The organism is Tenacibaculum sp. SSH1-16, from assembly GCF_040104435.1.
Classification (GTDB): domain Bacteria; phylum Bacteroidota; class Bacteroidia; order Flavobacteriales; family Flavobacteriaceae; genus Polaribacter; species Polaribacter mesophilus.
On sequence record NZ_JBECOV010000002.1, the window covers coordinates 238,988 to 265,387 of the forward strand.

The window sequence follows — 26,400 nt, forward strand, 5'->3', positions numbered from 1 at the left end:
GTACTTTTATGTTTCATACGAGGGTTTTTCTATCCTAAACCAACATCTAACGACATCATTACTATAAACCCACCAATAAAACCTAAGGTAGCAATATCAGTATATTTATCTCGTTGGGTTTCAGGAATTACTTCTTCAACTACTACAAAAATCATCGCTCCTGCAGCAAATGCTAATGCATAAGGTAAAATTGGCGTAAAAAAAGATACCGCTACTGCACCTAGAACTGCTGCCATAGGCTCAACGATAGCTGATAATTGTCCGTACCAAAAACTTTTAAAACGACTTACGCCTTGTCTTCTTAATGGCATTGCAACTGCAAATCCTTCTGGGAAATTTTGAATTCCAATACCAATAGCTAGCGAAATAGCAGCAATTATCATTTCGGTTTGCTCTACCCCAACCATGGTTGAAGCTGCTCCAAACAACACTCCTACTGCCAAACCTTCTGGAATATTGTGTAAGGTAATTGCCAAAACCAACAAAGTTGTTTTATGCCAATTTGTTTTAACTCCTTCAACTTCGTCTTCTTTAAAATTAATATGCAAATGTGGCAACCATTTATCCATTCCAAAAAGCGCCAAAGCCCCCAGAGCAAACCCTATTGCCGAAGGAAGTACTTTTACAAATCCTTCACCCGGACTGTTATCAATTGCAGGTGATAGCAAACTCCAAAAACTTGCTGCCACCATTACTCCTCCTGTAAAACCAAGCATTCCATCTAAAACAGCTCTATTCATTTTTTTAAAAAAGAATACTAAACTTGCTCCTAAAGCAGTTAAACCCCAAGTAAATAACGAGGCATACAAGGCTGCTTGAATTGGGTGTTCTTTACCAAAACTTACTAGTTGATTAAATAAATTCATTTATAAAATTATTTCTTATTATTTGCTTAACGTGGTTTTTGAATATATAGATTGCTTGCTATTTTATTAGATACTGTAAGAGTTTTCCCGTCCATTTCTATGACTAAAGAACCATCAAAAGGCTCTTTTTCTACCACTTTTATTTGTTTCCCTAATGCTATTTCTTGCTTATCTAAAAATCGTAAAAACTCTGAAGAACTATCATCAACACCAACGCAAACACCTATTTCATTTTTCTTTAAAGTAGACAACAAACTTTTTTCTATTATTTGCAAGTTTCCTTCTTTGTCTGGAATAGGGTCTCCATGCGGATCTCTTTTTGGATAATCTAAAAAAGCATCTAATTCGTTAATTAATTTTGGGGATTTAATATGCTCTAACTGTTCTGCTACTTCATGCACTTCATCCCAAGAAAAATTAAGCTTATCTACCAAGAAAACTTCCCATAACCTATGTTTACGAACAATATTTGCTGCTATTTTCTTTCCAAAATCAGTTAACGTTACCCCTTGATACTTTTTATAAGCAACTACATCTTTTTCAGATAATTTTTTAATCATATCAGTTACTGAAGATGCTTTTGTATCTAATTTTTTTGCAATCGCATTCGTGCTAATTCCTTTCTTGTAATCAGCAGCTAAATGATACATTGTTTTTATATAGTTTTCTTCAGATTGACTAAACATTATATTTTTTTAGGTATGCAAATATATAGTTTTTGATTTAATTAAACATATTTTTAGTCTAGACTAAAAATTAATTTATATTTGCAAAAATATTTTGATTTAAAACCATTCAACAGCAAATCATTTTTAACATGAAAAATCATATTACCTTAGTAATTATATTATTATCAACTATTGTAAGCGGACAAACAATTAAAGGGAAAGTCACTTCATCTTCAGGAGAAACTATACCTTTCGCTAATGTATTTATAAAGGGAACAGAAAACGGAACAACTACAGATGAATCTGGAAACTACACATTAAAAACAGCTAAAAACAAATTTGTTTTAATTGCTTCATCTATTGGTTTTTTACCAGAAAGAAAGACTATTACAATAAACACTAACGAAGAGAAAACAGTAAATTTCATACTAACTGAAACCGCAGAAATTCTAGATCAAGTTACTGTTACTGGAACACGTACTGATAAACGCAGAACTAACAGCCCAGTTATAGTTAATGTTATCAATAGCCAAACCTTATCAGATGTACAAGCTTGTAACTTATCTGAAGGATTAAAATTCCAAACTGGTTTACGTGTAGAAACAGATTGCCAAACTTGTAACTATACCCAACTTCGTATGAATGGTTTAGCTGGCGGGTATTCACAAATTTTAATTAATGGTCGTCCTATTTTTAGTCCGTTAACTGGGTTATATGGTCTAGAGCAAGTACCTACTAATATGATTGAACGTATAGAAGTAGTCCGCGGTGGTGGCTCTGCCTTATATGGTTCAAGTGCCATAGGAGGAACTGTAAATGTAATTACAAAAATTCCGAAGAAAAATAATTACAGCATTGGTTATACTTATCAAAATATTAAAGGAGTTTCAGATCACATAATTGCTGGAAATGCTACAATAATAAATGAAGACAGAAATGCTGGTGCTTCGTTTTTTATCAATAATAGAAAAAGAGACCTGTATGATGCTAATGGTGATAATTTTTCTGAATTACCTGAATTGAAAAATAATTCCTTTGGAACTAATTTATTCTTCCTTCCAACAGACAATCAAAAAATAGAGGTTAACTTTAGTAAAATGAATGAATATCGTTATGGTGGTGAAATGGTAGATAAAGCTCCTCATTTTGCGCTACAATCAGAAGAACGTGTGCATGATGTTTATGTAGGAAATATTGATTATCAAATTAATTTTAATGATGACAAAAGCTCTATAATTTCCTATTTAGCTACACAATATACCGATAGAGAACACTACACAGGAATTCGCCCTGACACAAACACTCCTGAAGACACAGAACATTTAGCTAAACCACCATATGGTAACTCTACGACAACGACTTTTCAAGGAGGTTTACAATTCAATCATAAATTAGAGAAATTTTTAGGTGGAAATAATGTACTGACTTTAGGTGGTGAATTTGTACAAGATGATGTTTTTGATGTTATAGAAGCATACGAGTACAAAGTAGATCAATTAACACAAAACTTCGGATTCTTTTTTCAAAGCGATTGGGAAATCAACAAGCAATTAAATTTACTAACAGGTATTCGTTACGACAACCATAAATTAAACGCTTTAAAGCAAGACGGAACAGAAAAAACTATTGTAAACAACGTAGCTAGTCCACGAGTATCTTTACTATACAAGCCTTTTGAAAACACACAAATTAGAGGAACTTGGGGAACTGGTTTTAGAGCTCCACAAGCTTTTGACACCGATTTACACATAGCTTTTGCTGGTGGTGGAATTTCTCGAGTATTATTAGCAGATGATTTAAAAAGAGAACGCTCTAACAGCTACACACTTTCATTCAACTACGACAAGCCTACTGAACATTATATTTACGGATTTACTTTTGAGAGTTTTTACACTAACTTAAAAGATGCTTTTTATTTAGAGTCTATTGGAGAAGATGAGTTTGGTGAAGTTTTTGAAAAAAGAAATGGTGATGGCGCCGTAGTAAAAGGAATTACTTTAGAAACACGATTAAACTACGATGGAATTCTACAGCTAGATGCTGGGTTCACCTACCAATCTAGTAAATACAACTCAGCTGTAAACAACTCAGACGAACTACCCTTAAAAAAAGAATTTTTACGTACACCAAACACTTACGGATATGCTACTGCGACTTATACTCCAAACCAAAAATTTAAAACAGCTCTAAATTTAGTATATACTGGAAGTATGGAAGTACTACATTTAGCTTCTCCCAAAAATTTAACAGAAGACGAATACTTTAGTTCTCCTTCTTTTTTTAATTTAGGGGTTAACGCTAGCTATACATTTAATTTAGAAAAACTAAACACGAACCTAGAACTTACTACTGGAATCAAAAATATTTTTGATGAATACCAGTCAAAGTTTGATATAGGTAAAGAGCGTGACAGCAATTTCATTTACGGTCCAGCTACACCGAGAACCTTTGTTTTTGGTATAAAGTTTACAAACAATTAATGCTTTGATAACATATCGAAAGTCAGTTAACATTAACTAAACATTCTAATAATACAAACGTAATTTATACCTAACATTAGCTTTACTATTTAACTTGAATTTTGCGGGATAAATAAACAGAATTCAAAGATTAGAATGAAAAAAATATTATTTATAGCTTTTTTAAGCTTATGTAATCTAGCATTTTCTCAAAGCAAAGGTACTGTTACTGGTACAGTTACTGACAAAGAAATGAGCGGAGAGGCGTTACCTTTTGCTAATGTCTTTATTAAAGGAACTTCTATCGGGGGGACAACCGATATGGATGGTAAGTACACCCTTAGTGTGCCTGCAGGAAACCAAACCATTGTATTTAGTTTCGTTGGTTATCAAACTATTGAAAAACAAATAGTAATAAAAGAAAACAAAACACTTATAGTAAACCAAGAATTAGGCGCTAATGAAGGGGTAGCACTTGACGAGGTTAAAATTAACGCAACTGTTAGTAGAGAAAAAGAAACTGCTTTACTATTAGAACAAAGAAAAGCTACAGTAATTAAAGAAAGTATTGGAGCACAAGAACTATCTAAAAAAGGAGTTAGTGATGCTGCTACTGCTACAACTAAAGTAGCTGGGATATCAAAACAAGAAGGTTCCAATAAAGTTTATGTTAGAGGTTTGGGGGATCGATATAACACAACAACTTTAAATGGATTACCTTTACCTTCTAACGACCCTAGGTTTAAGAACATATCTTTAGAGCTTTTTGGGACTGACATGATCCAAAACATTGGAGTAAGCAAAACTTTTTCTGCTAATTTAAGCGGAGATGTTTCAGGTGCAAATATCGATTTAGCTTCTAAAGAACACTCTGGAAATTCTTCAATCAATATTGGTTTTTCTTCTAGCGCTAACACACAAACAACTGGCAAAAGTTTCAAGACAATTGATGGTGCAAATTGGTTTGGTATAGCTAACAACACTAAACATAAAGTAACTAGTCTTAATATTTTACCTTTTACAGATAATTTTACTCCAAATAATACTCACGCTGCTTTAAATACTAATTTATCAATCTCAGGTAGTAAGAGGTTTGATATAAACGAAGACTCAAGTCTATCTATGTTTTTAGTAGGTTCCTTTGGAAATAAATATAATTTCAGAAATGGAACATCAATAAACTACCTTAGAAATGACGGATCAACAGGAAACCGTTTTACATCTGCTAAACAATATAATTATGAAACTTCTAAAATGTTGATGGGAAATTTTATTTATAAGATTAATAATAATCATAAAGTTTCTTATAATTCATTATTCATACACTCAAACAATCAAAATATACAAGACTATTTTGGGAAAAAGCCTGATGTTGCTGATTCTGAAGGAGTATTTGCTAACATAGTTCTTCAAACAGAAAACCAAAATAGACTTTTTGTAAACCAATTATTATCCGAGCATAAGTTTGGTGAATCTATTGATTTAAATTTAGGCGCAACATATAACATGGTTAATAATGATGAGCCTAATAGAAAGAAAAATATTTTTGTTGTAAATAAAAATGACAATACCATAAAGTTTGCTTCGGGGGCTGCTAGAAATAATAGTAGATACTATCATAATTTAACTGAAGATGATTTTGCAGCTAAGACTAGCTTAATTAAATATTTTGGAACAAGAATAAAAGACGAACACAAAGCTAAGATAACTTTAGGGTACGAATTTAGAAATACTGTTAGAGACTTTAGAGCTATTTATTTTGATTATGATTTAGCTGCTCCTACAGAAGTTGACCCAAATAATATTAGTCAAGTTTTAAATCAGCAATCATTAGACAATGGTGTTTTTAGATTAAAAACTGGATTCGGATTTGGAGACAACGCTTTAGATCCTTTCACTTATGATGCTGATAAAATGACAAATGCCGCTTATGCCATGTTAGATTATCAAATAACAGATAAGTTCTTTATGAATATAGGTGCTCGATATGAAAATATCTGGATGGATGTTGCATGGAAAACAAACTTAACAAACTCCACTACAGACAATGGAGGACCTAAAAAGCTGAGAGATAATTATATTTTACCTTCCTTAAACTTAAAGTATGACATTAATGATGATAATTTACTAAGGTTATCTGCTAGTAAAACGTACACCTACCCACAATTTAAAGAAGTCGCTCCTTTTGTTTATGAAGGTGTAGATTATCAAGAAGAAGGTAATGAAAACCTACAACCTTCAACAAATTATAATTTAGATTTTAAATGGGAAATGTTCCCTAATAGAGGAGAATTAATTTCTGCAACCATTTTCGGTAAGTACATTGAAGATGGTATAAATAGAATAGAGTTAAATGCAGCTTCTGACAACTTTTTCTCTTTCAACAACACCGGTAACACCACTATTTATGGAGCAGAAATAGAACTAAGAAAACAAATTCTTAACCTTTCTAAAAACAACGATGAACATGACCAAAATATTAAGTTAGGGTTGAATGCGACATATATGAACACCAATCAAACATTTAATGTTACAAATCAGTTTAATCCCACCAACTCAGAGGAACCTACTGAAGGAGCAGCACCGTTTTTATTAAATACGGATATTTCTTACAATTACAAAAAAGATAATAAAGAAACAATTGCTACCTTAATATTTAATTATCAGGGAGAGAAACTTTACAGTATTGGTTCAGTTAATGGGTTACAAAGTATTTATCAGAAATCTATACCAACACTAGACTTCGTTTTTAAAAGACAGTTCAACAAGAAGCTTGGTTTAAAAATTAATGCCAAAAACTTATTAAACCCTAGCTATGAAATGTATAGAGATGTTCCTAACAAACTTGTAACAAAATCTTTCAAAAGAGGAATTGACTTCTCATTAGGGTTATCTTACAAATTATAATTATTAATATTTTATTAAACTTAAGGTAATCTTACCTTGAAGCAATAACACCAAATTTGCAACACTATTTAAAATAAATAAAAGAAAAAATGAAAACAATTAAATTATTATCAATTTTAGCAATTTCTGCATCATTAATGGTTGGATGTTCTGATGATGACCCAGTTACACCTCCAAGCCAAGGTTTTGATTTAGAAATTAACGGGCAAGATGACTTTGATCCTAAAGACTTAAAAGGAAATGTTAATGCAGACATTACATTAAAAGCTGGAGTTGAATATTTATTAACTAGTTCTTTAAGAGTAAAAGAAGGTAAAATTTTAACTATAGAGCCAGGAACAACTATTAAGTGCAAGGCAGGAGGTACTGATGTTTATGTAGCTGTTGAAAGAGGTGCAAAATTAGAAGCTGCAGGAACGGCTTCTCAGCCAATTGTTTTTACTTCTAATGCAACTAGTCCTAGATTAGGAGATTGGGGAGGTATTGTTATTGCTGGTAAAGCTAAAACAAATAAAGGAGCTGAAGCAGAAACTGAAGTAGCCGGTTTAAAATATGGTGGTACTCAAGATGATGATAACTCAGGAACATTAACGTATGTTAAAGCTGAGTACACAGGAGCTAAAATCAACGGAGATCAAGAATTTAATGGATTTTCTTTCTATACTGTAGGGTCAGGTACAACAATTAACAATTTAGTTGTTTCTAATGGAGCTGATGATGGTATTGAATTCTTCGGAGGTACTGTTAACGTAACAAATGTAATGTGTATTAACATTAAGGATGATATGTTTGACTTTACTGGAGGTTATACAGGAACTATGGACAACATGTTTGGTGTAAGAGAAAACGGATTTAACGATGCTACTGAAGACCCAAGAGGTATAGAAGGAGACAGTAATGGTTCTAACCCAGCAGCTGCACCAATATCTACTCCTACGATTAAAAATGTTACAGTATTAAACTTATCTAGCGTTACAGCTTTAAAAGCAGGAGCTGAAATTAGAAGAGGAACTGAAGCTACAATTGACAATGCTTTATTTGCTGCTTATGGCGGTGCTACTTTTGGAAATTTAATTGACACAAAAGATGATAAGGGCAATGGATCTTTAACAATCACAAACTCTTATAAAATGGGTACTGTTGGTGATAACAAAGAAGGTGGGACTATTACTGGAACTGTTGTAGAAGATGCTGAAGCTATTACTGCTGATGGTGATAACTTAACTGTAAAAGCAGGTAGAGGAGCTGACTTTACAAAATTTTCTTGGACAGGATATACTTTAAAAAAGTAATCTAACTCTAATTAAAAATAAAAAAACCGAGCAATATGCTCGGTTTTTTTGTTTTATAGTTTATTTACTTTTTAGTAATCTGTTGTTAACTCATAAACAAGAAAAAATCTTGATTTTTATAAGTGATTAATTATAAAATATATAAACTATGAAAAAAAAATTATTCCTTTTAGCATGCCTATTGTCACTACAAGCTTTTTCTCAATCTTATAATTCTCACGTTTTCTATTCAAGCTCTAAAGCTTTAGGTACTTTCAATAAAGAAATGGTTGAAAACATTCCTTGTGAAGAGACATTTGATTTTCAAGATTTAATTGGTAGGTTTTATGTGAACATTCAAGACTCAACACCTTTAGAACCAAACAAGTTCTACTTTTTAGATTTTGGTCAGGGCTTCAATTACTATTATTTAACATCTTCAAGAGTTGGTGAACATTCAGATGAAGATTACAGATTAAGCCTTCCTCATTCAATAACTCAAATATCATGTAGAAGCACTCCTTTACCAAAACAAATAAAAAGTTTTAAAGTAAATCAAGCATACTATAAAAATTTTTCAAGAAATAGTACTTTTGAATACGAATACGAAATTCAAGGTGATTATAGAGGTAAAAATAATAGTGGTAATAATGATATTACTATCTCTATATACTACAACAGTATCAATCAAAGTAACCTGATAACAAAAACTGTATGGGAAATGGATGAAGAGTTCTTCCCCATTTTAACCAAAAGAGAACCATGGGGAACTAGCTTTATTGACTATGACACCGACCCTAAAAGAAAATTTTATTTGAAATTTGAATATGCTGGTAATTCAGAGATACTTACTTATACGGTTCCTAAAGATACTAGAGATTTTGATGGTGATGGGGTACAAAACTGGCAAGACAACTGCCCCAACCAAGCAGGTCCTTCTTCTAACAATGGATGTCCTGTTGGCAATCCTGATTTTGTAATTGTAAGCATATCTATTGATGCAGGTGGTTTAACCACAAATACGAACGATGATAATTCATTAACTCTTAGAGAAAATCAAAACCATAAATTCTGTGTTAATATTAAAAACATAGGAGCTGCAACCGGTACAATTAATAATACAGCTTTAATTCTAACAAACAGCTCGAGCTTGAATAGTTCAAGTATTGTAGCTAACCTTCCTTATCCTAGCTCTTCGTTAAACATAGCTCCAAACCAAACTAAAGAGATGTGCTCAGAAATATATATATGGGATAATTACTTAGGATATAACCTTTCAAACTTTAATTATTTACATGCTATAGCAGATTATCATGGAAATACGTCTGAATCTAATGAGAGTAACAATCAGGCTTACGCTAGCGTTAACTCCTCTTCTTCTAAAAGCCCTGCTACCCAGTTGACTATCCATGATGTAAACGGGAATAAGGTTAAAGAAACTACTATCAACAATAAAACAGAAGAAACTGATGTTATTAAAAGCCTATCCGAAGGTTTCTATTTTATTGATAAAGACGGTAAAAAAAGTAAAATTTATAAAAAGAATTAATATCCTTTCTTTAAACAAAAAACCGAGCAATTTGCTCGGTTTTTTGTTTATTCTTTTACATCGGAAAGCTTATATAAAAAATCTTCTAGCTTTTTTAATTCTTTTAGTGGGGTTATTACATCAAATGTACTTGAGCTATATTCCTTATCAACTGTTTTTTAAACAATTCTACTAATAGTTAATCCATCTCTTATAGGCAGTAATACAGTTTCTAAACGACTATCTTCACTTAAAAGTCTATTATACTCTAAAAGAACTTTAGTGTCTATATCTTTAGGATTTAACTTCTCAACTACTTTTCCGCTCCAAAGTACATTATCAGATAAAATAACACCTCCTTTATTCATTTTTTCAATAATCAAGCGAAAATAGTTTACATAGTTAGATTTATCTGCATCGATAAATACTAAATCAAATTTGGAATCTATAGTTGGAATTATATCTAAAGCATTACCAACATATTGAGTTATTTGGTTTTTATGGTCAGATTGCTGAAAGTATTTATGTTGGAGCTCCTCTAACTCTTCATTTTTATCAATCGTATGAATCATTCCATCTTTTGAAAGTCCTTCAGCCAAGCATAAAGCAGAATACCCTGTGTATGTACCAATCTCTAAAATTGATTTAGGTTGAATTAATTTTGAAATCATAGATAAAACTCTTCCTTGAAAAGCTCCACTTAACATGCGAGGGTTTAAAACCTTTTGCCAAGTTTCTCTACTTAGTTCTTGTAGTATTTTTGGTTCAGCTTGAGAATGTTTAACAACATAATTATCTAATTCTTCAGGTAAAAAGTTCATGTAGGTTGTTTTTAATGGGCAAAATTAAAAAAACGGAATTTATCACTATAATAAATTCCGTTTCAATCTAACAAAAAATCAAAAAATGGTTCTTTAAAAAACCAAAATTGTCTAATTAAATTTACTTAACTGTTCTTTTAATTTTTCTTTGTCTTTACTTGATAAACAAGCGGTATGTTTTTTACAATCTTCTGATTTTAACTTGAAGATATCAGACATTTTTCTATTTTGTTTTGTATACAAGGCACAAATCTTACAAGTTAATAAATGCCAAGTAAGTTGCATTCTTTCATATATAGAAGCTTCTCCATATTGACTTTTGTCACAAATGGTAGTAGCTTCATCACATGTAATTTTTAAAAATTTAAACATTTTTTTACTTATTAAACCAGTTCTTTTCCATACAGCTTCTTAACTGTGTTCTTGCTCTATGTATTATAACCCATAAATTGGACGGAGAAATATCTAACTCCTTACAAATATCTTCAGTTTCAAATTGTTGAATTGTTTTCATTTTAAAAACCATGGCATATTTTTCAGGAAGCCCATCAATACATTTATCTAATTGATTTTTTAACTCTTCATTTTCAATATTCCTATCAGCATCATTATCCCATGTTTGTGGTACTCGCTCCTCAATCCAGTTTCCTTCATTTTCTCCGCTATCATAAAAACTCATTCTAACTTCAGCTTGTCCTTTTTTAGAATTTATTTTTCGATAATAATCGATTATTTTTCTCTTTAAGATTGAAACTAGCCATGTTCGTTCTGTAGACTTTCCTTCAAAGTTTTTAGCAGATTTTAATCCTGCAAAAAAAGTTTCTTGCACTAAATCTTTAGCTATGTTTGAATTATTTACACGAACAACAGCATAATTGAATAAATAATCTGCATAATTGTCTACCCATTTATCAGGAGATAAAGTATTTGAAGGATTTGTTAGATTCATTAAATCAAAGATAAGTTATTTTTTGTGGAAATAAGTAACATAAATTCTACTTAGTCCATTAGGAGTATTTTTAATAAAATTAATTATTTCATCTAAACTTTTCTTTTTACTTAACTTATTTGAAATTTTACTTTTATTTGTTGTATAATAAATTTTATTACTTGAAAGGTCTACAAAAGGGCAATAATCTAATTTGTTAGAGTTAATATTTGTTAAGTGTCTAGAAGCTAACCATTCTTTATTTCTTCCTTTTTTACTTATGTATAGGTCACCTCTACCTAAATCATCTTTTCTTCCATACGAAGTGAAAATGATAAAACTTTCATCAGGAGCAACAAAGGCATTAAACTCGTATTTTTCAGAATTTACTCCAGGACCAAGAGAAACAGGTTTGGAGTAAACACCATTAATAAGTCTACTTACATAAATATCTTCTTTACCTTTAGAGTTTTCATATTCTGCAGTAAAAAATAAGTCTCCTTTTTTTGTCACTGACGGATAAAATTCATCCGCAGGAGTATTAACTGGCGACCCAATATTTATAGGCTTAGACCAATCATGAGAAAAAGACTCACGTGTTACATACCAAATATCCATATCTTTCTTTACCTCACCAGAGGTATTATTCATTCTGTTAGAAGCAAAGAAAAGCTTCAATCCGTCAGGAGACAAAAAGGGCTCTAAGTCTTTATGCCTACCAGAAAAGTTAACAACTCCAGGTTTCTGCCATTTTCCATTTACTTTTTTTGAAAAAGCTATAAACGAATATTCTTTCAAGTAGCTTTCAACAGTGAAATAAAATTCATCTTGATTTTTGCTTATTGAAAAATCTCTGACGTTTGGTAAATCACTAAATAACTCTGGGTGAAATAATTCAGGTTCTTGAGCAAAACTAAAGCAAGAAACAAATAAAAAAAGAAATCCAATTTTTTTCATAAAACTATTGTTTAAGGGCTTTACAATTGTTTCTACGTCTCATATCAACTAAGTATATAATCTCCCATTTTCCATTATTATTAAAAAGTTGGAGAGAATTTGCTCCACAATGACTAAACTTTCCGTTTAAATAAAACTCATAAGGTGTCCATACAGAAGCTAAATTACCATCCACTTTAATACCCCATGACACTAATTTTTCTAAATAAGTATGTTCTGGTTTTTTATTAGCAATATTAGTAAGTAATTTGGCTTTACTTTCTGTAACCAAAACTTTTTTGCCTTCCTTATTAGTAAAAGTAGTTTGAATGTTAATTGTAGAATTAAGAGTTGAGCTTACTAATGTACTATCACCTTTATGAAGCCCTTCAAAAAAAGTTTCAATAGTTTTTTTAATGTCTTTTTTTTCTGAGCTTTCTTGTGCACTTATCACAGTTGTAAGAGCAAAAACAATTAATAAAGTAAAAACCTTTTGCACGTTAGTTTGATTTAGTTAGGTAAAGCTATTAAAAAAATAAAAGGCTAAAATTTAATTAACAGAAGATTAACGGCATTAAAAAAAGTAAATTAAAGAGATTATGAAAATATAATAAATAAAACCAGTGAATAATAATTATGTATTTTTACAATCCATAAAAAAAAAGAAATGTCAGTAGCAAAAAAACAATATAAAAGAATTACCACTAAATCTCTTGTTGAAATGAAAGCAAATGGAGAAAAAATCTCAATGCTTACGGCTTACGATTATACTATGGCAAAAATTGTTGATGGTGCAGGAGTAGACGTAATCTTAGTGGGAGATTCAGCATCAAATGTAATGGCTGGTCATGAAACTACATTGCCTATTACATTAGATCAAATGATATATCATGCAAGTTCTGTAGTAAGAGGAATAGATCGTTGTTTAGTAGTGGTTGACTTGCCTTTTGGTAGTTATCAATCAGATCCAAAAGAAGCATTACGTTCGGCTATTCGAATTATGAAAGAAAGTGGAGCACACTCAATAAAACTAGAAGGAGGAAAAGAAATAAAAGACTCTATTAAACGAATTTTAAATGCAGGTATTCCTGTAATGGGTCACTTAGGGTTAACTCCTCAATCTATTTATAAGTTCGGAACTTATACAGTAAGAGCAAAAGAAGAAGCTGAGGCAGAAAAGTTAATGACAGATGCTTTAATGTTGGAAAGATTAGGTTGTTTTGCTATTGTATTAGAAAAAGTTCCTGCTAAGTTAGCACAAAAAGTTGCTGAAGCTTTAACAATTCCAGTTATAGGAATTGGAGCAGGTGCAGGTGTAGATGGACAAGTATTAGTAACTCACGATATGTTAGGAATGACACATGAGTTTAATCCTCGTTTCTTACGTAGGTACTTAGATTTATATACAGGAATGACAAATGCATTTGAACAGTACATTACAGATGTTAAAAGTCAAGACTTTCCAAACGAAGAAGAACAGTATTAATGTAAAAGTCTTCCTTTTGGGAGACTTTTTTGTTTAAGATTATATTTTTAAAATGAAAATACTTCATTTAGACACTAATCACTCTCTGTTAATAAATAAACTAAAGAATTTAGGTTTTGAAAACTATGAAGATTATATCTCTTCAAAATCAGAAATTGAAGCTAAAATTCATTTGTATGATGGAGTTATTATTCGTAGTCGATTTACCATTGATAAACAATTTTTAGATAAAGCATCAAACCTTAAATTTATAGGACGAGTAGGAGCTGGATTAGAAAACATTGATTGTGATTATGCTGAAAAGAAAGGAGTACACTTAATATCAGCACCAGAAGGAAATCGAAATGCAGTAGGAGAGCATACGTTAGGAATGTTACTTTCTTTGTTTAACAAGCTTAATAAAGCAGATAAAGAGGTACGAGAAGGTAAATGGTTACGAGAAGAAAATAGAGGTGTAGAATTGGATGGAAAAACTGTTGGAATCATCGGTTATGGTAATATGGGGAAAGCCTTTGCTAAAAAACTCCGTGGTTTCGATGTAGAAGTAATATGTTACGATATTAAGCCGAATGTTGGTGATAATAATTGTAAACAAGTTTCTTTAGAAGAACTTCAAAAAAGAACTGATGTTTTAAGTTTACATACTCCACAAACAGAATTAACGATGAATATGGTTAATTCAGACTTTATTAATGGTTTTTCAAAACCATTTTGGTTGTTAAATACAGCTAGAGGAAAATCAGTAGTAACAAAAGATTTAGTAGTGGCTTTACAATCAGGAAAAGTTTTAGGAGCAGGATTGGATGTATTAGAGTATGAAAAAAAATCGTTTGAAAACCTATTTACAAACCAAGAAATGCCCGAGGCATTTCAGTATTTAATAAAAGCAGAAAATGTGTTGCTTTCTCCTCATGTTGCTGGTTGGACCATAGAAAGTAAAGAAAAGTTAGCGCAGACTATTGTAGATAAAATTAAAGAAAAATTTTGTTAACTTGATGCTTCAAAATCATGTAACATGAAATATGAAGCAGCTACAGTAGAAGAATATATTTCTCAAGTCCCAGAAGAACGACAAGAAGTTTTACAAAAGCTTCGTAACCTTATTAAGGAAAACCTACCTAAAGGATTTGAAGAAGGAATCAATTATAATATGATTGGGTATTATGTTCCACATTCAAAATATCCCGATGGTTATCATTGTAATCCAAAATTACCTCTTCCTTTTATGAATTTAGCTTCACAAAAAAACTCAATAAATCTATATCATAGCGGAATTTATGCTAAAAAAGAGTTATATGATTGGTTTGTGACAGAATATCCTAAGTATTCAAAAAGGAAATTAGATATGGGAAAAAGTTGTATTCGTTTTAAAAAGCTGGATGATATTCCGTATAAATTAATTACTAAATTATGTACAAAAATGACTGTTGATGAATGGATTTCTATCTACGAATCAGTTGTAAAAAAGAAATAAAATGAAGAAAAAAGGTAAAGTAATAGGAATAGGAGGAGTTTTTTTTAAAACAGAAGACCCGAAAGCAACGAAAGATTGGTATAAAAACAACTTAGGTTTTAACACAGATGACTGGGGTTGTACGTTTTGGTGAAAAGATAATGAGGGTAAAAAAGCTTCAACACAATGGAGTCCGTTTGCGAATGATACAAACTATTTTGAACCGTCTAAAAAAGATTTTATGTTCAATTACCGAGTAGAAAACTTAGTGGGGTTGTTAGAAGAGTTAAAAGAAAAAGGAATTACAGTGATGGATAAAATAGAGGAGTATGATTATGGTAAGTTTGGATGGGTTGTAGATTTAGATGGAAATAAAATTGAATTATGGGAGCCAAAAGACGAAGCTTTTTTATAAATTTAGCACCGTCTAATAAATAAAAAAATAAAAAAATGGATGTAATTGATGAAAACGGGAATACTGTTCCTAATCAAGAAAGTAAACGTGTATTAGCTGGTATTTTAGGAATAATCATAGGGGTATTTGGAATTCACAAATTTGTGTTAGGATATACAAAAGAAGGAATAATAATGCTATTGGTAACTGTGTTAACTTGTGGTTTTGGTGGCTTTGTAAGTAGTATTATTGGTTTAATTGAAGGGATTATTTATCTAACAAAATCAGATGAAGAATTTGTTGAAACCTATCAAGTAAATAAGAAAGGATGGTTCTAATCATCATATAAAAAAGCGCCTAAAGGCGCTTTTTTTATTTCAATTCAGAAAGGTTGTATAAAAAACCTTCCAGCTTTTTTAATTCTTTTGGTGGGTTACCTGCATCAAATGTACTTGACCTATATTCCTTATTAGCTATTTTAATAGTAAACTTCGCATGCAAAGCTGCGTCTGTTATTCTTTTTTCACTTGGTGCTTGTAAATCGCTTATTTGTTCTAAATTCAACTCATTTACTATAGTGTTTAATTCTTCTAATTGTTCTTTAGTTACTTTTTTACTCCCTTCTTTTTGATTTATTTTGTACGATAAGTTATTTCCTTCGATAGTTAACTGCACTATACTTCCTCTTGTTTGAGCTTCATAAGCTATTTTATCAAACTCTTTTATTTTATTTTGTGCTGCACAGTTCATCATTAATAAAAATACTACAGGAGTTATTATTTTTAGGTATTTCATCTATTCTTACTTTCTAGTTAATCATAATAAAAAGACGCTCTTTTAAATAAAGAACGTCTTAATATATGAATTTCGTATTAAAATAAATTAGTCTGCTATAGTAGACTCTAAATTCTACTGGAACAAATACTACACACCTATTCTAGTTTTTTGATCTTCTGTAAACATGTATATACAAGTATCATTAAAATAATAATCCACAAAGGGTTTATAACCTTTGCAAACATTTTAAAAACATTAATTATGAATAATAATTAACACTTTAAAAACAACTAGTGATAAACAAGTAAAATATCTGCTTAAATACCAAATATAAAAAAGACACCTAAATTAGGTGTCTTTTTATACTATATTATATTAAATAGCTATTTAAGCTTTTTCTTAACTGCTACTTCAGTATATGCTTCTAATGTATCTCCTTCTTTAATATCGTTATATCCTTTAATTTGAAGACCACAATCGTATCCTTTAGTTACTTCCTTAACATCGTCCTTAAAACGTTTTAATGAAGCTAACACACCATCATGAACTACAATTCCATCTCTAATTACACGAACTTTAGAGTCTCTTGTAATTTTCCCTGTCATCACCATACATCCTGCAATGTTACCAATCTTAGAAATTTTATAAACTTCTCTAATTTCAACATTACCAAGAACTTCTTCTTTCATTTCAGGAGACAACATTCCTTCCATTGCATCTTTCAGGTCGTTGATAGCGTCATAAATGATTGAGTAAGTTCTGATATCAACTTCTTCTCTATCTGCTACCGAACGCGCATTTCCTTGCGGACGTACGTTAAATCCAACGATAATTGCATCTGAAGCTGTTGCTAATAATACGTCAGATTCTGTAATTGCTCCAACTCCTTTGTGAATAATATTCACTTGGATTTCTTCTGTAGATAGCTTTTGGAACGAATCTGTTAACGCTTCAACCGAACCATCAACATCTCCTTTTAAGATGATATTTAACTCTTTGAAGTCTCCTAATGCAATACGACGACCAATTTCTGCAAGTGTTAATGTTTTTTGTGTTCTAACAGATTGTTCACGTTGTAATTGAGAACGTTTTGCTGCTATTTGCTTAGCTTCACGCTCATCTTCAAATACATTGAACTTATCACCTGCTTGTGGTGCACCATCTAAACCTAAAATTGATACTGGCGTAGAAGGTCCTGCCTCTTTTACTTTCCTTCCTTTATCATCAAACATAGCTCTTACTTTACCACTATGCTTTCCGGCTAAGATATAATCTCCAATTTTTAATGTACCTGCTTGTACCAATATTGTAGATACATATCCTCTACCTTTATCTAATAAAGCTTCTACTACAGCTCCGTTTGCGTTTTTATTAGGGTTTGCTTTTAACTCTAATACTTCCGCTTCTAATAATACTTTTTCTAATAACTCATCAACCCCTTGTCCTGTTTTAGCAGAAATTTCTTGCGACTGAATGTTACCTCCCCAATCTTCTACTAATAAATTCATAGAAGAAAGTTGTGTTTTAATATTATCTGGATTCGCGTTAGGCTTATCTATCTTGTTTATTGCGAAGATAATTGGCACTCCTGCTGCTTGTGCGTGAGAAATCGCCTCTTTTGTTTGTGGCATTACATCATCATCTGCAGCTACTACAATAATAACTAAATCCGTTACTTGAGCACCACGAGCACGCATTGCTGTAAAGGCTTCGTGACCTGGAGTATCTAAGAAAGCTATTTTATGTTCTCCTACCTTCACTGCGTAAGCACCAATGTGTTGTGTGATACCTCCTGATTCACCTTCAATAACATTCGCGTTACGGACGTAATCTAACAATGATGTTTTACCGTGATCTACGTGTCCCATCACTGTGATAATAGGTGCACGAGTTATTAAATCTTCTGGCTTGTCTTCAACTTCTTCTATAGATTCCTCAACTTCAGCTCCAACAAACTCTACAGTATAGTTAAATTCTTCTGCTACAATTTGTAATGTTTCAGCATCTAATCGTTGATTCATTGTTACCATCATTCCTAACATCATACATGTAGAAATAATTTGGGTAACGGGAACATCCATCATAGTTGCTACTTCACTAACCGTAACAAATTCTGTTACTTTCAACACCTTACTCTCTGCTTGTGCTGCCTGTAATTCAGCTTCACTTTGCTGGCGGTGGGCATCTCTTTTATCTCTACGGTATTTTGCTCCTTTTCCTTTTTTAGATTTACCCTGAAGTTTTTCTAAAGTTTCTCTAACTTGTTTTTGGATTTGTGCTTCTGTTAGTTCTTCTTTTGGAGCAGCTGCTGGTCTTCTACCTCTTTGACCTCCTCGGTTACCACCTCTCTGGCCTCCTCGGTTTTGACCTCCTCGGTTATTTCCTTGAGGTTTAGCGCCTGTTCCAGGACTTCCTGGTTTGCTAATTCTTTTACGCTTCTTTTTATCTCCATCAGCCTTATTAGCTTCAGGTTTCTTCTTTTTTGGTCTTTCAAATTGTTTTAAGTCAATTTTTTGACCTGTAAAATTAGGACCTTCTAATTTTTTGTACTGAGTTTTAATTTTCTCAGCATTTTCTGGAGTTATTTCTACCTCCTTTACTGGTTGCTTCACCTCTTTAACCTTATTTTCAACAGTCTTTTTAACTTCTTTAGGCTGTTCTTTCTTCACTTCCTTTTTAGGAGTATTAACTGTTTGTTCCTTTGGTTTTTCAGTTTTAGGAGGCTCTGGCTTTTTCTCTTCGACCTTAACTGGTTCTTCAACTTTTTTAGTTTCTTGAACTGGTTTAATAGGCTCTTCTTTCTTTGGTTCCTCTATTTTCTCCTCTTTTTTAGTAGGCTCCGGTTTTACCTCTTCAGCTACTTCTTCAATAGCCTTACCAGTTTCAACATCTATTTTACCTACTGTTTTAAGTTCTAACTTTTCAGCTTTGGCTTTTAAAACTTCTTGTTTTTTAGCTTCCTCTTCTAATCTCTTTCTTTCTTGCTCTTGTTCTAATTGCTGACGAATTGCCTCTTTCTCTTTTTTCTTTTCTTCGCTCACTTCCTTAGAGGCCACCTTTTTAGATTTATCAGTTTGGAAACCATCAAATAAAATTTGATATTCTGCATCTGATATTTTGGTAGTAGGGCGAGCTTCAATCTCATAGCCATTTTTAGCTAGGTGTTCAACAGCTCTATCTAAAGAAATGTTTAGTTCTCTTAAAACCTTATTTAGTCTTAATTTTTTGCCTTCAGCCATATATTATTTTATACTTTTTATTGAAAAAACACACTTTACACGTCTCTAGTACGTATAGTTATGCTCTTTTTCTTCTTTTTGCTAGATTTTATACAGTTTCCTATATTTAGGACACTAGCTTCCTTTTTTGTGTTATATTTAATCTTCGAATTCTTCTCTTAAAATTCGTTGAACATCTAAAATTGTTTCTTCCTCTAGATCTGTTCTTTGTACTAACATTGATACATCTTTTTCCAAGACACTCTTTGCTGTATCTAAACCTATTTTCTTGAATTCTTCAATTACCCAAGCTTCAATTTCATCAGAGAATTCTGTTAATTCAACATCTTCTTCTTCAATACCTTCTCTTTGAACGTCAATTTCGTAACCTGTCAACTCACTTGCTAAACGAATATTTACACCAGCTCTACCAATTGCTTTTGATACTTCTTCTGGTTTCAGCAAAACATTAACACGTCCTTTCTTACCATTCTTTTCTTCATCAAACATTTCAATGTCTACTGAAGTTACTTTTGCAGGACTTAAGGCTCTTGCTACAAATAACTGTTCGTTCTTTGTATAGTTAATTACATCAATATTTTCGTTTCCTAATTCACGAACAATACCATGAATACGAGATCCTTTTACACCAACACAAGCTCCAACGGGGTCTATTCTATCATCGTAAGAATCTACTGCTATTTTTGCTTTATCTCCAGGAATCCTTGCTACGCCTTCAATAGTAATTAAACCATCGAAAACTTCAGGAATTTCTTGTTCAAATAATTTCACTAAGAACGCTGGTGAAGTTCTTGATAAAATAATAGCGGGTTTATTACCTCTTAACTCTACAGATTTTATCACTCCTCTAACTGCATCTCCTTTTCTAAAGAAGTCTGAACGAATTTGTTCACTCTTTGGTAAAACAATCTCATTTCCTTCATCATCCAACAAAATTACAGCATTATGACGAATATGGTGTACTTCTGCACTATAAATTTCTCCTTCTAAGTCTTTAAATTGTTTAAAAACGTTTGTACTATCATGCTCGTGAATTTTAGAAATTAAGTTTTGGCGTAATGCTAAAATAGCACGTCTACCTAAATCTACTAGCTTTACTTCTTCAGAAACATCTTCTCCAATTTCAAAATCTGGTTCAATTTTCCTTGCTTCTGCTAGTTCTATTTCCTCATTATCATCTTCAGACATTCCATCTGCCACCACCACTCGATTTCTCCAAATCTCTAAATCTCCTTTATCAGGGTTTATAATGATATCAAAATTCTCATCTGACCCAAACCTACGCTTTAAGGCTGCACGAAATACTTCTTCTAAGATAGACATTAATGTTACTCTGTCTATACTTTTATTATCTTTAAACTCCGAAAATGATTCTATTAACGCAATATTTTCCATTTCATTCTCTAATTAAAATATGATCTTCACTTTTGCTTCTTTAATATCCTGATACGCTAGTATTTTTGTTTTTTCTACCGTATGCTTTCCTTTACCTATTGGCTTAGGCTCTCTTGCTTTCCAAAATAGGGTAATGGTATCTTCTGTTACCTCAGTTAACGTTCCTTCAAATTCTTCTGTTGCTGTTTTAACTTTTAGAATTCGGTTGATATTCTTTTTATACTGACGTTTTACAGCTATTGGATGTGCAATATCTGGTGTTGTCACTTCTAACGAAAAATCTTCTTCTTCTCTATCTAAATTATGCTCTATATTCCTACTAATACGAATACACTCACTTAGTGGCACACCTGAATCTCCATCTACTATTACCTTTATTTTGTTATCCGACAAGAATTGTAAATCTATTAAATATAAAGATTTGTTTTCTTCTAAGGCTTCTTGTAATAATTCTCTAACTCGTTCTTGATTCATCTTAGGTATAAAAAGAGGGGACTAACGTCCCCTTCATCTATCTGATTAATAAATTTGGTGCAAATATAGTAAGTTATTCATTAACACACAAATATCAACCCTCTTTCTTTATAACATTGTTTTTTGTATCTTTAAGAAACTATCTCTCTTAAAACTTTCTTATTATGAAAAAAATATTAGTACCTACTGATTTTTCGAAGTCTTCTGAATATGCTTCGAAACTAGCTTCAAAAATAGCTAGCAAAGCCAACAGTGAAGTACACTTACTTCATATGGTTGAACTTCCTACAGGAATCGTTGACATGGGGGCTGGAACTAACTTTAGTATTCCAGAAAGCATGTTATATATTAGAAAGGTTCGTGACAGACTCCTGGATTACAAAAAGGATTTTTTTCCTAAAATTAAAAATGTTAAACATGCTATCAGATTTCAAAGTCCATTTGAAGGTATTAGAGATTATTCTAAAAAAAACAGTACAGATTTAATCATTATGGGATCTAAAGGGCATACAAACCTTGAAGAAATCTTAATTGGGTCTAACACTGAAAAAGTTGTACGAAACTCTGAAATACCTGTCATTGTTACAAAAAAGAATAACGACAGTTTTACACCAAAAGATATCGTCTTTGCATCTAGCTTTAAACCTAAAAAAAATAAGGCTTTTGAACGATTTCTTGATTTTAGTAATAATTTTGATTGTACAATACATTTACTAAAAATAAACACTCCCCAGAAATTTGAAAACTCTCAAGACACTAACGAAAGAATTAAAAAAATTATAGACACATATGGTTTAGAAAATTACACTATTAATATTTACAATGACTCTTCTGTTGAGAAAGGAATTCTTCATTTTGCTAATAAAATTAACGCAGATATAATTGCTTTAGCTACGCATGGAAGAAGTGGCTTATCTCATATTTTTAATGGCAGCATTACTAAAAGTCTCTCTAAAAGTGCTATGCGACCAATGCTAACATTTAAAATTTAACAAAAAGGTCAAGGGAAAACCTTGACCTTTTTCTTTCATTAATTATTTTCATATACCTTTAGCAAATTTATAGCTTCCTTTTTTGCACTCCAATTTTCTATAATTTCTTTCCGAGCACTACTTCCTAAATAAGCATTTTTTTTACTCATTAGATTTACCATTATTTTTTGAAGTTCTGGTACACTTCCTGATGTAAATAAATATCCTGACTTCAAATGTGTTACTAGTTCAGAGTGAACTCCAACATCTTTTGTTGCTACTACTGTATTTCCACACGCCATTGCTTCTGCACAAACTAAAGAAAAGCCTTCTGTAAAAGATGGTACTACTGAAATTTTAGCTGCTTGGTAATAAGAAACAATATCTGAGGTTTCATCAATAAAATAAATCTGGTTTTCTACTTTATTTTTTTTCACTATTGCTTTTAATTCTTCTAAAAACAATGGTTTATCTACTTTACCGACAACAACCAGCGCCCAATCTTTATTTTCTTTTAATTTAGGAGCTACAGCTTCTAACAATATTTTTTGTCCTTTTGCTTTTCTTACCCTACCTGCACAAAGAATAATATTCTTTTGAGCAATATTACTTAACTTTTTTTCTGGATTAGGAATAAAAAGGTTTGTATTTATACCATGAGGTACTTTAACATTTGAAATACCTAGTTTTTTATGCATTGCACTTGTTAACGTAATAACTTCATCTGATTTTCTTAGTAAAAATCGTGTAAAATTAGAAGGATCTGTTTCTGCATGTCGCGTAGTTATTAATTTAAATTTTGCTCCTAAAAAACGATACCATAACATTTTTAAAACTTCATTATTTCGATGACAATGAACAACAATACTCTTTTTTGAGAATAACAACTTTTTTAACTCAGAAGTTGTCATTTTTTCACCTTTGATACCATAACCATAAAGATATGTTGTACACAGTTTTTTTAACTGAGGTAATACATTTTCAATACTTCTTGTAACACCTGTTCTTCGTTTATGAAAGTGAGTATGTATAACTATAAGATCAGAACTCATCTAAGCAAATCTTCTTTCTATGATTTGAAATAATCTATTTTCATATTCTTCTTTATCAGACCAATCATAATCTGGTTTAATCATTTTATTAATAAATTTTTTTGCTTCTTTTTCTGTTTTAAAAGTATTTAATTGAGAAATAACCCTATTAAAATCATTTTGATTTCCTTCAAAAAGGTGTTTTACAAAAGCAATTCTATCGTTTAAATCAATTTGAATTGTATTTAGAAAGTGATCATTTATTGTTTTCTTAGGTGCCGCCTTAGTAAATAAATCTGTAATTACATCAACTGATATAGTATCTTGCAACTCATCTTCTAAAGTAGGAGTTTTCCTATCCCCAACATCTTTTATATCATTTTTTACGTCCTCTCCATCACTATGTAACAGTTCTTCTAATTCATCAAAAGGCTGTTCAATGATTTCATTAGTAATTATTTCTTCATTAATTCCTTCTATTACTTTTTCAGCTATTTCATCTGCTTCTTGCTCAAAACCTTCTTTTAAGTCTTCTTCTAAGTGATGTACTTCCCTACTTTCTATAGACTCTTGTTCCTCCTTTTGTATCTTTTCTTCTGTAGACTTCTCTACTTTTACCTCTTCTTGAATTGGTTCTTTCTTTTTTTCAACCTCAGCATCCAAATCATCTACAACTTCTTTCTTTGTCTCTAAACTTACCTCTTCTATCTTAGGTAAAATTTCTTCAACAGCTTCAGCTTGCTTTTTTTCTTCGGCAAGTAAAACATCTTTTAACAGTTCCTCTTTAGTTTTTGTAGGATTAGGAGTATTATTTATGTATTCTTCTACATACGCTAAAACCGAAAGTTTTTCGTAAACCTCATATGCCTTTTGCTTTAACTCAAACACATCTTCTCTATTTTTCATCTGTAAAATACTGTGTGCTAAACTGGTTAAATCTGATGCTAGTTTTTTGTGCATAAGTTGTCGTTTGATATTAATTTTTGCTGTTAAATTTTAATAAATTTGTTCCTCATTCGAAAGTAATACAAAAATCAATAATTAGAGCTTAAAATTACAAAATGTTTCTTGAAAATACAGTAAATCATACAGAACAATTTGGTTGGATTGAGGTAATTTGTGGCTCAATGTTTTCGGGGAAAACCGAAGAATTAATTCGTAGACTTAAACGTGCTCAGTTTGCTAAACAACGTGTTGAAATTTTCAAACCTGCAGTTGACACAAGATACGATGAGGAGGAAGTAGTTTCCCACAATAAAAACAGTATTCGTTCAACACCTGTTCCTGCATCTTCTAATATTAGATTATTAGCCAATGATGTTGATGTTATTGGAATAGACGAAGCCCAATTTTTTGACGACGAAATTGTAGCTGTTTGTAACGACTTAGCAAATAGAGGAGTTCGTGTTATCGTTGCAGGTTTGGACATGGATTTTAAGGGTAAACCTTTTGGACCAATGCCTGCGTTAATGGCTACTGCAGAATATGTTACTAAAGTACATGCCGTATGCACTCGTACAGGAAACTTAGCCCATTATAGTTATAGAAAAGCACAAAGTGAAGATCTAGTTTTTTTGGGCGAAACTCAAGAGTATGAACCACTAAGCAGAGCTGCTTATTACAAAGCCATGAAGGAACACGAAACACAAAATAAAAAAGAAAGCACTAATGAATAACAATCATGTTACCGTATTAGAAATTAATACTAAAGCTGTACTACACAATTTAGCTTATTTTAAACAGAAGCTACAACCTACTACAAAAATTTTAGTTGTTGTCAAGGCTTTTGGTTACGGAAGTGAGTCTACTGAAATTGCTAAAATTGTACAAGACCATGTTGATTATTTTGCTGTTGCTTATTCTAATGAGGGAATGGCTTTACGTGAGGCTGGAATTACAACGCCTATCTTGGTTTTAAACCCTCAAATTCAAAACTTAAAAGATATTGTTAAATATCGCTTAGAGCCTAATCTATATAATTTTAAAATCTTTGATGCTTTTTTAAAACTTGCAGATGAAGAGCCTTTAATGAATTACCCTGTTCATTTAAAATTTAACACAGGATTAAATAGAGTAGGCTTTTGGCATACTGACGTTCCAACTATTGTAGCAGAGCTAAAAAAATCAAACAATGTAAAAGTTGAATCTATATTTTCTCATTTAGCAGCTAGTGAAGATTTAAACGAACAAGAATTCACCATAGGTCAAATAAATAACTTTGCTTACATAGTAAAACAAGTTTATGAGCACTTAGGATACCAACCTATGATACATATCTTAAATACATCTGGTATTATCAATTATCCACAAGCTCAATTTGACATGGTTCGCCTAGGCATAGGCTTATATGGTTTTGGAAATGATGAACAAGAAACAGCTCAACTTAAAAACACACATACGCTTAAATCTATAATTTCTCAAATCAATATAGTTCAACCAGGTGAAACTGTTGGATACAATAGAGCTTTTGTTGCTAGTCAACCTACAAGAAGCGCTACCATTCCTATAGGACATGCAGATGGTATATCAAGAAAGTTAGGAAATAAAAATGGATTTGTGTTCATTAACAATAAACCAGCTCCTATTATTGGAAATGTTTGTATGGATATGATAATGGTTGATGTTACTAAAATTGATTGTAGTGAAGGTGACGAGGTCATTATTTTCAACCATCAACAACACGTAGAATATATGGCTCATAAGTGTGAAACTATTTCGTATGAAATACTTACTGCCTTATCTCAACGTATAAAAAGATTGGTTAAAAGCTAATTTTTTTATATTTTTCAGTTCAAT

General features: G+C 31.6%; 24 protein-coding genes and 1 pseudogene. 12 read left to right on the plus strand and 13 right to left on the minus strand.

Annotation, left to right across the window (positions count from 1 at the left end; all coding sequences use genetic code 11):
• Positions 1 to 29: 29 nt before the first annotated feature.
• Together ABMY20_RS03785 and ABMY20_RS03790 are read right to left on the minus strand one after the other, a co-directional pair.
• The gene (locus ABMY20_RS03785; protein ID WP_349264673.1) at positions 30 to 866 is read right to left on the minus strand and encodes a ZIP family metal transporter; all 837 of its coding nucleotides are present in this window, start codon (positions 864 to 866) and stop codon (positions 30 to 32) included.
• 26 nt (positions 867 to 892) lie between these two features.
• On the minus strand, positions 893 to 1,552 hold the full coding sequence (locus ABMY20_RS03790; RefSeq protein ID WP_159610952.1) for a metal-dependent transcriptional regulator: 660 nt from the start codon (positions 1,550 to 1,552) through the stop codon (positions 893 to 895).
• A gap of 131 nt (positions 1,553 to 1,683) precedes the next feature.
• Between ABMY20_RS03790 and ABMY20_RS03795 the strand changes: the two genes are divergently transcribed.
• The 4 genes from ABMY20_RS03795 (at position 1,684) to ABMY20_RS03810 (ending at position 9,720) form a co-directional block, all read left to right on the plus strand.
• Entirely contained in the window at positions 1,684 to 4,014 is a 2,331-nt protein-coding gene (locus ABMY20_RS03795; RefSeq protein WP_349264674.1) for a TonB-dependent receptor, read from the plus strand.
• A 135-nt stretch (positions 4,015 to 4,149) separates the two neighbouring features.
• Entirely contained in the window at positions 4,150 to 6,900 is a 2,751-nt protein-coding gene (locus tag ABMY20_RS03800) for a TonB-dependent receptor (protein WP_349264675.1), read from the plus strand.
• Positions 6,901 to 6,989: 89 nt separating this feature from the next.
• Complete coding sequence (locus tag ABMY20_RS03805; RefSeq protein WP_349264676.1) at positions 6,990 to 8,192, plus strand: hypothetical protein; 1,203 nt, start codon at positions 6,990 to 6,992, stop codon at positions 8,190 to 8,192.
• Positions 8,193 to 8,340: 148 nt separating this feature from the next.
• A complete protein-coding gene (locus ABMY20_RS03810; protein ID WP_349264677.1) occupies positions 8,341 to 9,720 on the plus strand; it encodes a thrombospondin type 3 repeat-containing protein in 1,380 nt (459 codons plus the stop codon).
• A 158-nt stretch (positions 9,721 to 9,878) separates the two neighbouring features.
• On the opposite strand, the gene ABMY20_RS03815 is transcribed toward ABMY20_RS03810, so the two are convergent.
• From ABMY20_RS03815 to ABMY20_RS03835, 5 genes are all read right to left on the minus strand, one after another.
• On the minus strand, positions 9,879 to 10,520 hold the full coding sequence (locus tag ABMY20_RS03815; RefSeq protein ID WP_349264678.1) for an O-methyltransferase: 642 nt from the start codon (positions 10,518 to 10,520) through the stop codon (positions 9,879 to 9,881).
• A 111-nt stretch (positions 10,521 to 10,631) separates the two neighbouring features.
• Positions 10,632 to 10,892 (minus strand): hypothetical protein, encoded by a 261-nt coding sequence (locus ABMY20_RS03820; RefSeq protein WP_047790690.1) that lies wholly within the window; start codon positions 10,890 to 10,892, stop codon positions 10,632 to 10,634.
• 4 nt (positions 10,893 to 10,896) lie between these two features.
• The gene (locus tag ABMY20_RS03825; protein WP_047790691.1) at positions 10,897 to 11,469 is read right to left on the minus strand and encodes a sigma-70 family RNA polymerase sigma factor; all 573 of its coding nucleotides are present in this window, start codon (positions 11,467 to 11,469) and stop codon (positions 10,897 to 10,899) included.
• A 15-nt stretch (positions 11,470 to 11,484) separates the two neighbouring features.
• Positions 11,485 to 12,405 (minus strand): hypothetical protein, encoded by a 921-nt coding sequence (locus ABMY20_RS03830; protein ID WP_349264679.1) that lies wholly within the window; start codon positions 12,403 to 12,405, stop codon positions 11,485 to 11,487.
• A 4-nt stretch (positions 12,406 to 12,409) separates the two neighbouring features.
• Entirely contained in the window at positions 12,410 to 12,883 is a 474-nt protein-coding gene (locus ABMY20_RS03835) for a nuclear transport factor 2 family protein (RefSeq protein WP_349264680.1), read from the minus strand.
• A 168-nt stretch (positions 12,884 to 13,051) separates the two neighbouring features.
• Between ABMY20_RS03835 and panB the strand changes: the two genes are divergently transcribed.
• From panB to ABMY20_RS03860, 5 genes and pseudogenes are all read left to right on the plus strand, one after another.
• Positions 13,052 to 13,870: a 3-methyl-2-oxobutanoate hydroxymethyltransferase gene (gene panB, locus ABMY20_RS03840; RefSeq protein WP_047790694.1), complete on the plus strand. Its 819-nt coding sequence runs from the start codon at positions 13,052 to 13,054 to the stop codon at positions 13,868 to 13,870.
• Between the two features lie 52 nt (positions 13,871 to 13,922).
• Positions 13,923 to 14,861, plus strand: a complete 939-nt coding sequence (locus ABMY20_RS03845; RefSeq protein ID WP_173358920.1) for a 2-hydroxyacid dehydrogenase — start codon at positions 13,923 to 13,925, stop codon at positions 14,859 to 14,861.
• A gap of 24 nt (positions 14,862 to 14,885) precedes the next feature.
• Entirely contained in the window at positions 14,886 to 15,344 is a 459-nt protein-coding gene (locus ABMY20_RS03850) for a DUF1801 domain-containing protein (RefSeq protein WP_073182208.1), read from the plus strand.
• Between the two features lies 1 nt (position 15,345).
• Positions 15,346 to 15,738 (plus strand): annotated as a pseudogene (locus ABMY20_RS03855) (VOC family protein).
• A 35-nt stretch (positions 15,739 to 15,773) separates the two neighbouring features.
• On the plus strand, positions 15,774 to 16,055 hold the full coding sequence (locus ABMY20_RS03860) for a TM2 domain-containing protein (RefSeq protein ID WP_159488561.1): 282 nt from the start codon (positions 15,774 to 15,776) through the stop codon (positions 16,053 to 16,055).
• Between the two features lie 34 nt (positions 16,056 to 16,089).
• Here the strand turns inward: ABMY20_RS03860 and ABMY20_RS03865 are convergent, their stop codons facing one another.
• From ABMY20_RS03865 to rimP, 4 genes are all read right to left on the minus strand, one after another.
• Positions 16,090 to 16,512, minus strand: coding sequence for a hypothetical protein (locus ABMY20_RS03865; protein ID WP_159488563.1), 423 nt, complete (start codon positions 16,510 to 16,512; stop codon positions 16,090 to 16,092).
• A 365-nt stretch (positions 16,513 to 16,877) separates the two neighbouring features.
• Complete coding sequence (gene infB, locus ABMY20_RS03870; protein WP_349264681.1) at positions 16,878 to 19,733, minus strand: translation initiation factor IF-2; 2,856 nt, start codon at positions 19,731 to 19,733, stop codon at positions 16,878 to 16,880.
• 138 nt (positions 19,734 to 19,871) lie between these two features.
• Positions 19,872 to 21,128, minus strand: coding sequence for a transcription termination factor NusA (gene nusA / locus ABMY20_RS03875; protein WP_047790701.1), 1,257 nt, complete (start codon positions 21,126 to 21,128; stop codon positions 19,872 to 19,874).
• Positions 21,129 to 21,140: 12 nt separating this feature from the next.
• The gene (rimP, locus tag ABMY20_RS03880) at positions 21,141 to 21,602 is read right to left on the minus strand and encodes a ribosome assembly cofactor RimP (RefSeq protein ID WP_047790702.1); all 462 of its coding nucleotides are present in this window, start codon (positions 21,600 to 21,602) and stop codon (positions 21,141 to 21,143) included.
• 164 nt (positions 21,603 to 21,766) lie between these two features.
• Between rimP and ABMY20_RS03885 the strand changes: the two genes are divergently transcribed.
• A complete protein-coding gene (locus ABMY20_RS03885; protein ID WP_159610954.1) occupies positions 21,767 to 22,594 on the plus strand; it encodes a universal stress protein in 828 nt (275 codons plus the stop codon).
• Between the two features lie 38 nt (positions 22,595 to 22,632).
• Here ABMY20_RS03885 and ABMY20_RS03890 read toward each other — a convergent pair whose 3' ends face one another.
• Together ABMY20_RS03890 and ABMY20_RS03895 are read right to left on the minus strand one after the other, a co-directional pair.
• Positions 22,633 to 23,625: a glycosyltransferase family 4 protein gene (locus ABMY20_RS03890; RefSeq protein ID WP_349264682.1), complete on the minus strand. Its 993-nt coding sequence runs from the start codon at positions 23,623 to 23,625 to the stop codon at positions 22,633 to 22,635.
• Entirely contained in the window at positions 23,626 to 24,564 is a 939-nt protein-coding gene (locus ABMY20_RS03895) for a hypothetical protein (protein WP_349264683.1), read from the minus strand. It lies immediately after the preceding gene.
• Positions 24,565 to 24,665: 101 nt separating this feature from the next.
• On the opposite strand from ABMY20_RS03895, the gene ABMY20_RS03900 reads away from it, so the two are divergent.
• Together ABMY20_RS03900 and alr are read left to right on the plus strand one after the other, a co-directional pair.
• Positions 24,666 to 25,280 (plus strand): thymidine kinase, encoded by a 615-nt coding sequence (locus ABMY20_RS03900; RefSeq protein ID WP_073182215.1) that lies wholly within the window; start codon positions 24,666 to 24,668, stop codon positions 25,278 to 25,280.
• The gene (alr, locus tag ABMY20_RS03905; RefSeq protein WP_349264684.1) at positions 25,273 to 26,376 is read left to right on the plus strand and encodes an alanine racemase; all 1,104 of its coding nucleotides are present in this window, start codon (positions 25,273 to 25,275) and stop codon (positions 26,374 to 26,376) included. The genes ABMY20_RS03900 and alr overlap by 8 nt, the downstream gene beginning before the upstream one ends.
• The last annotated feature ends 24 nt before the right edge of the window (positions 26,377 to 26,400 follow it).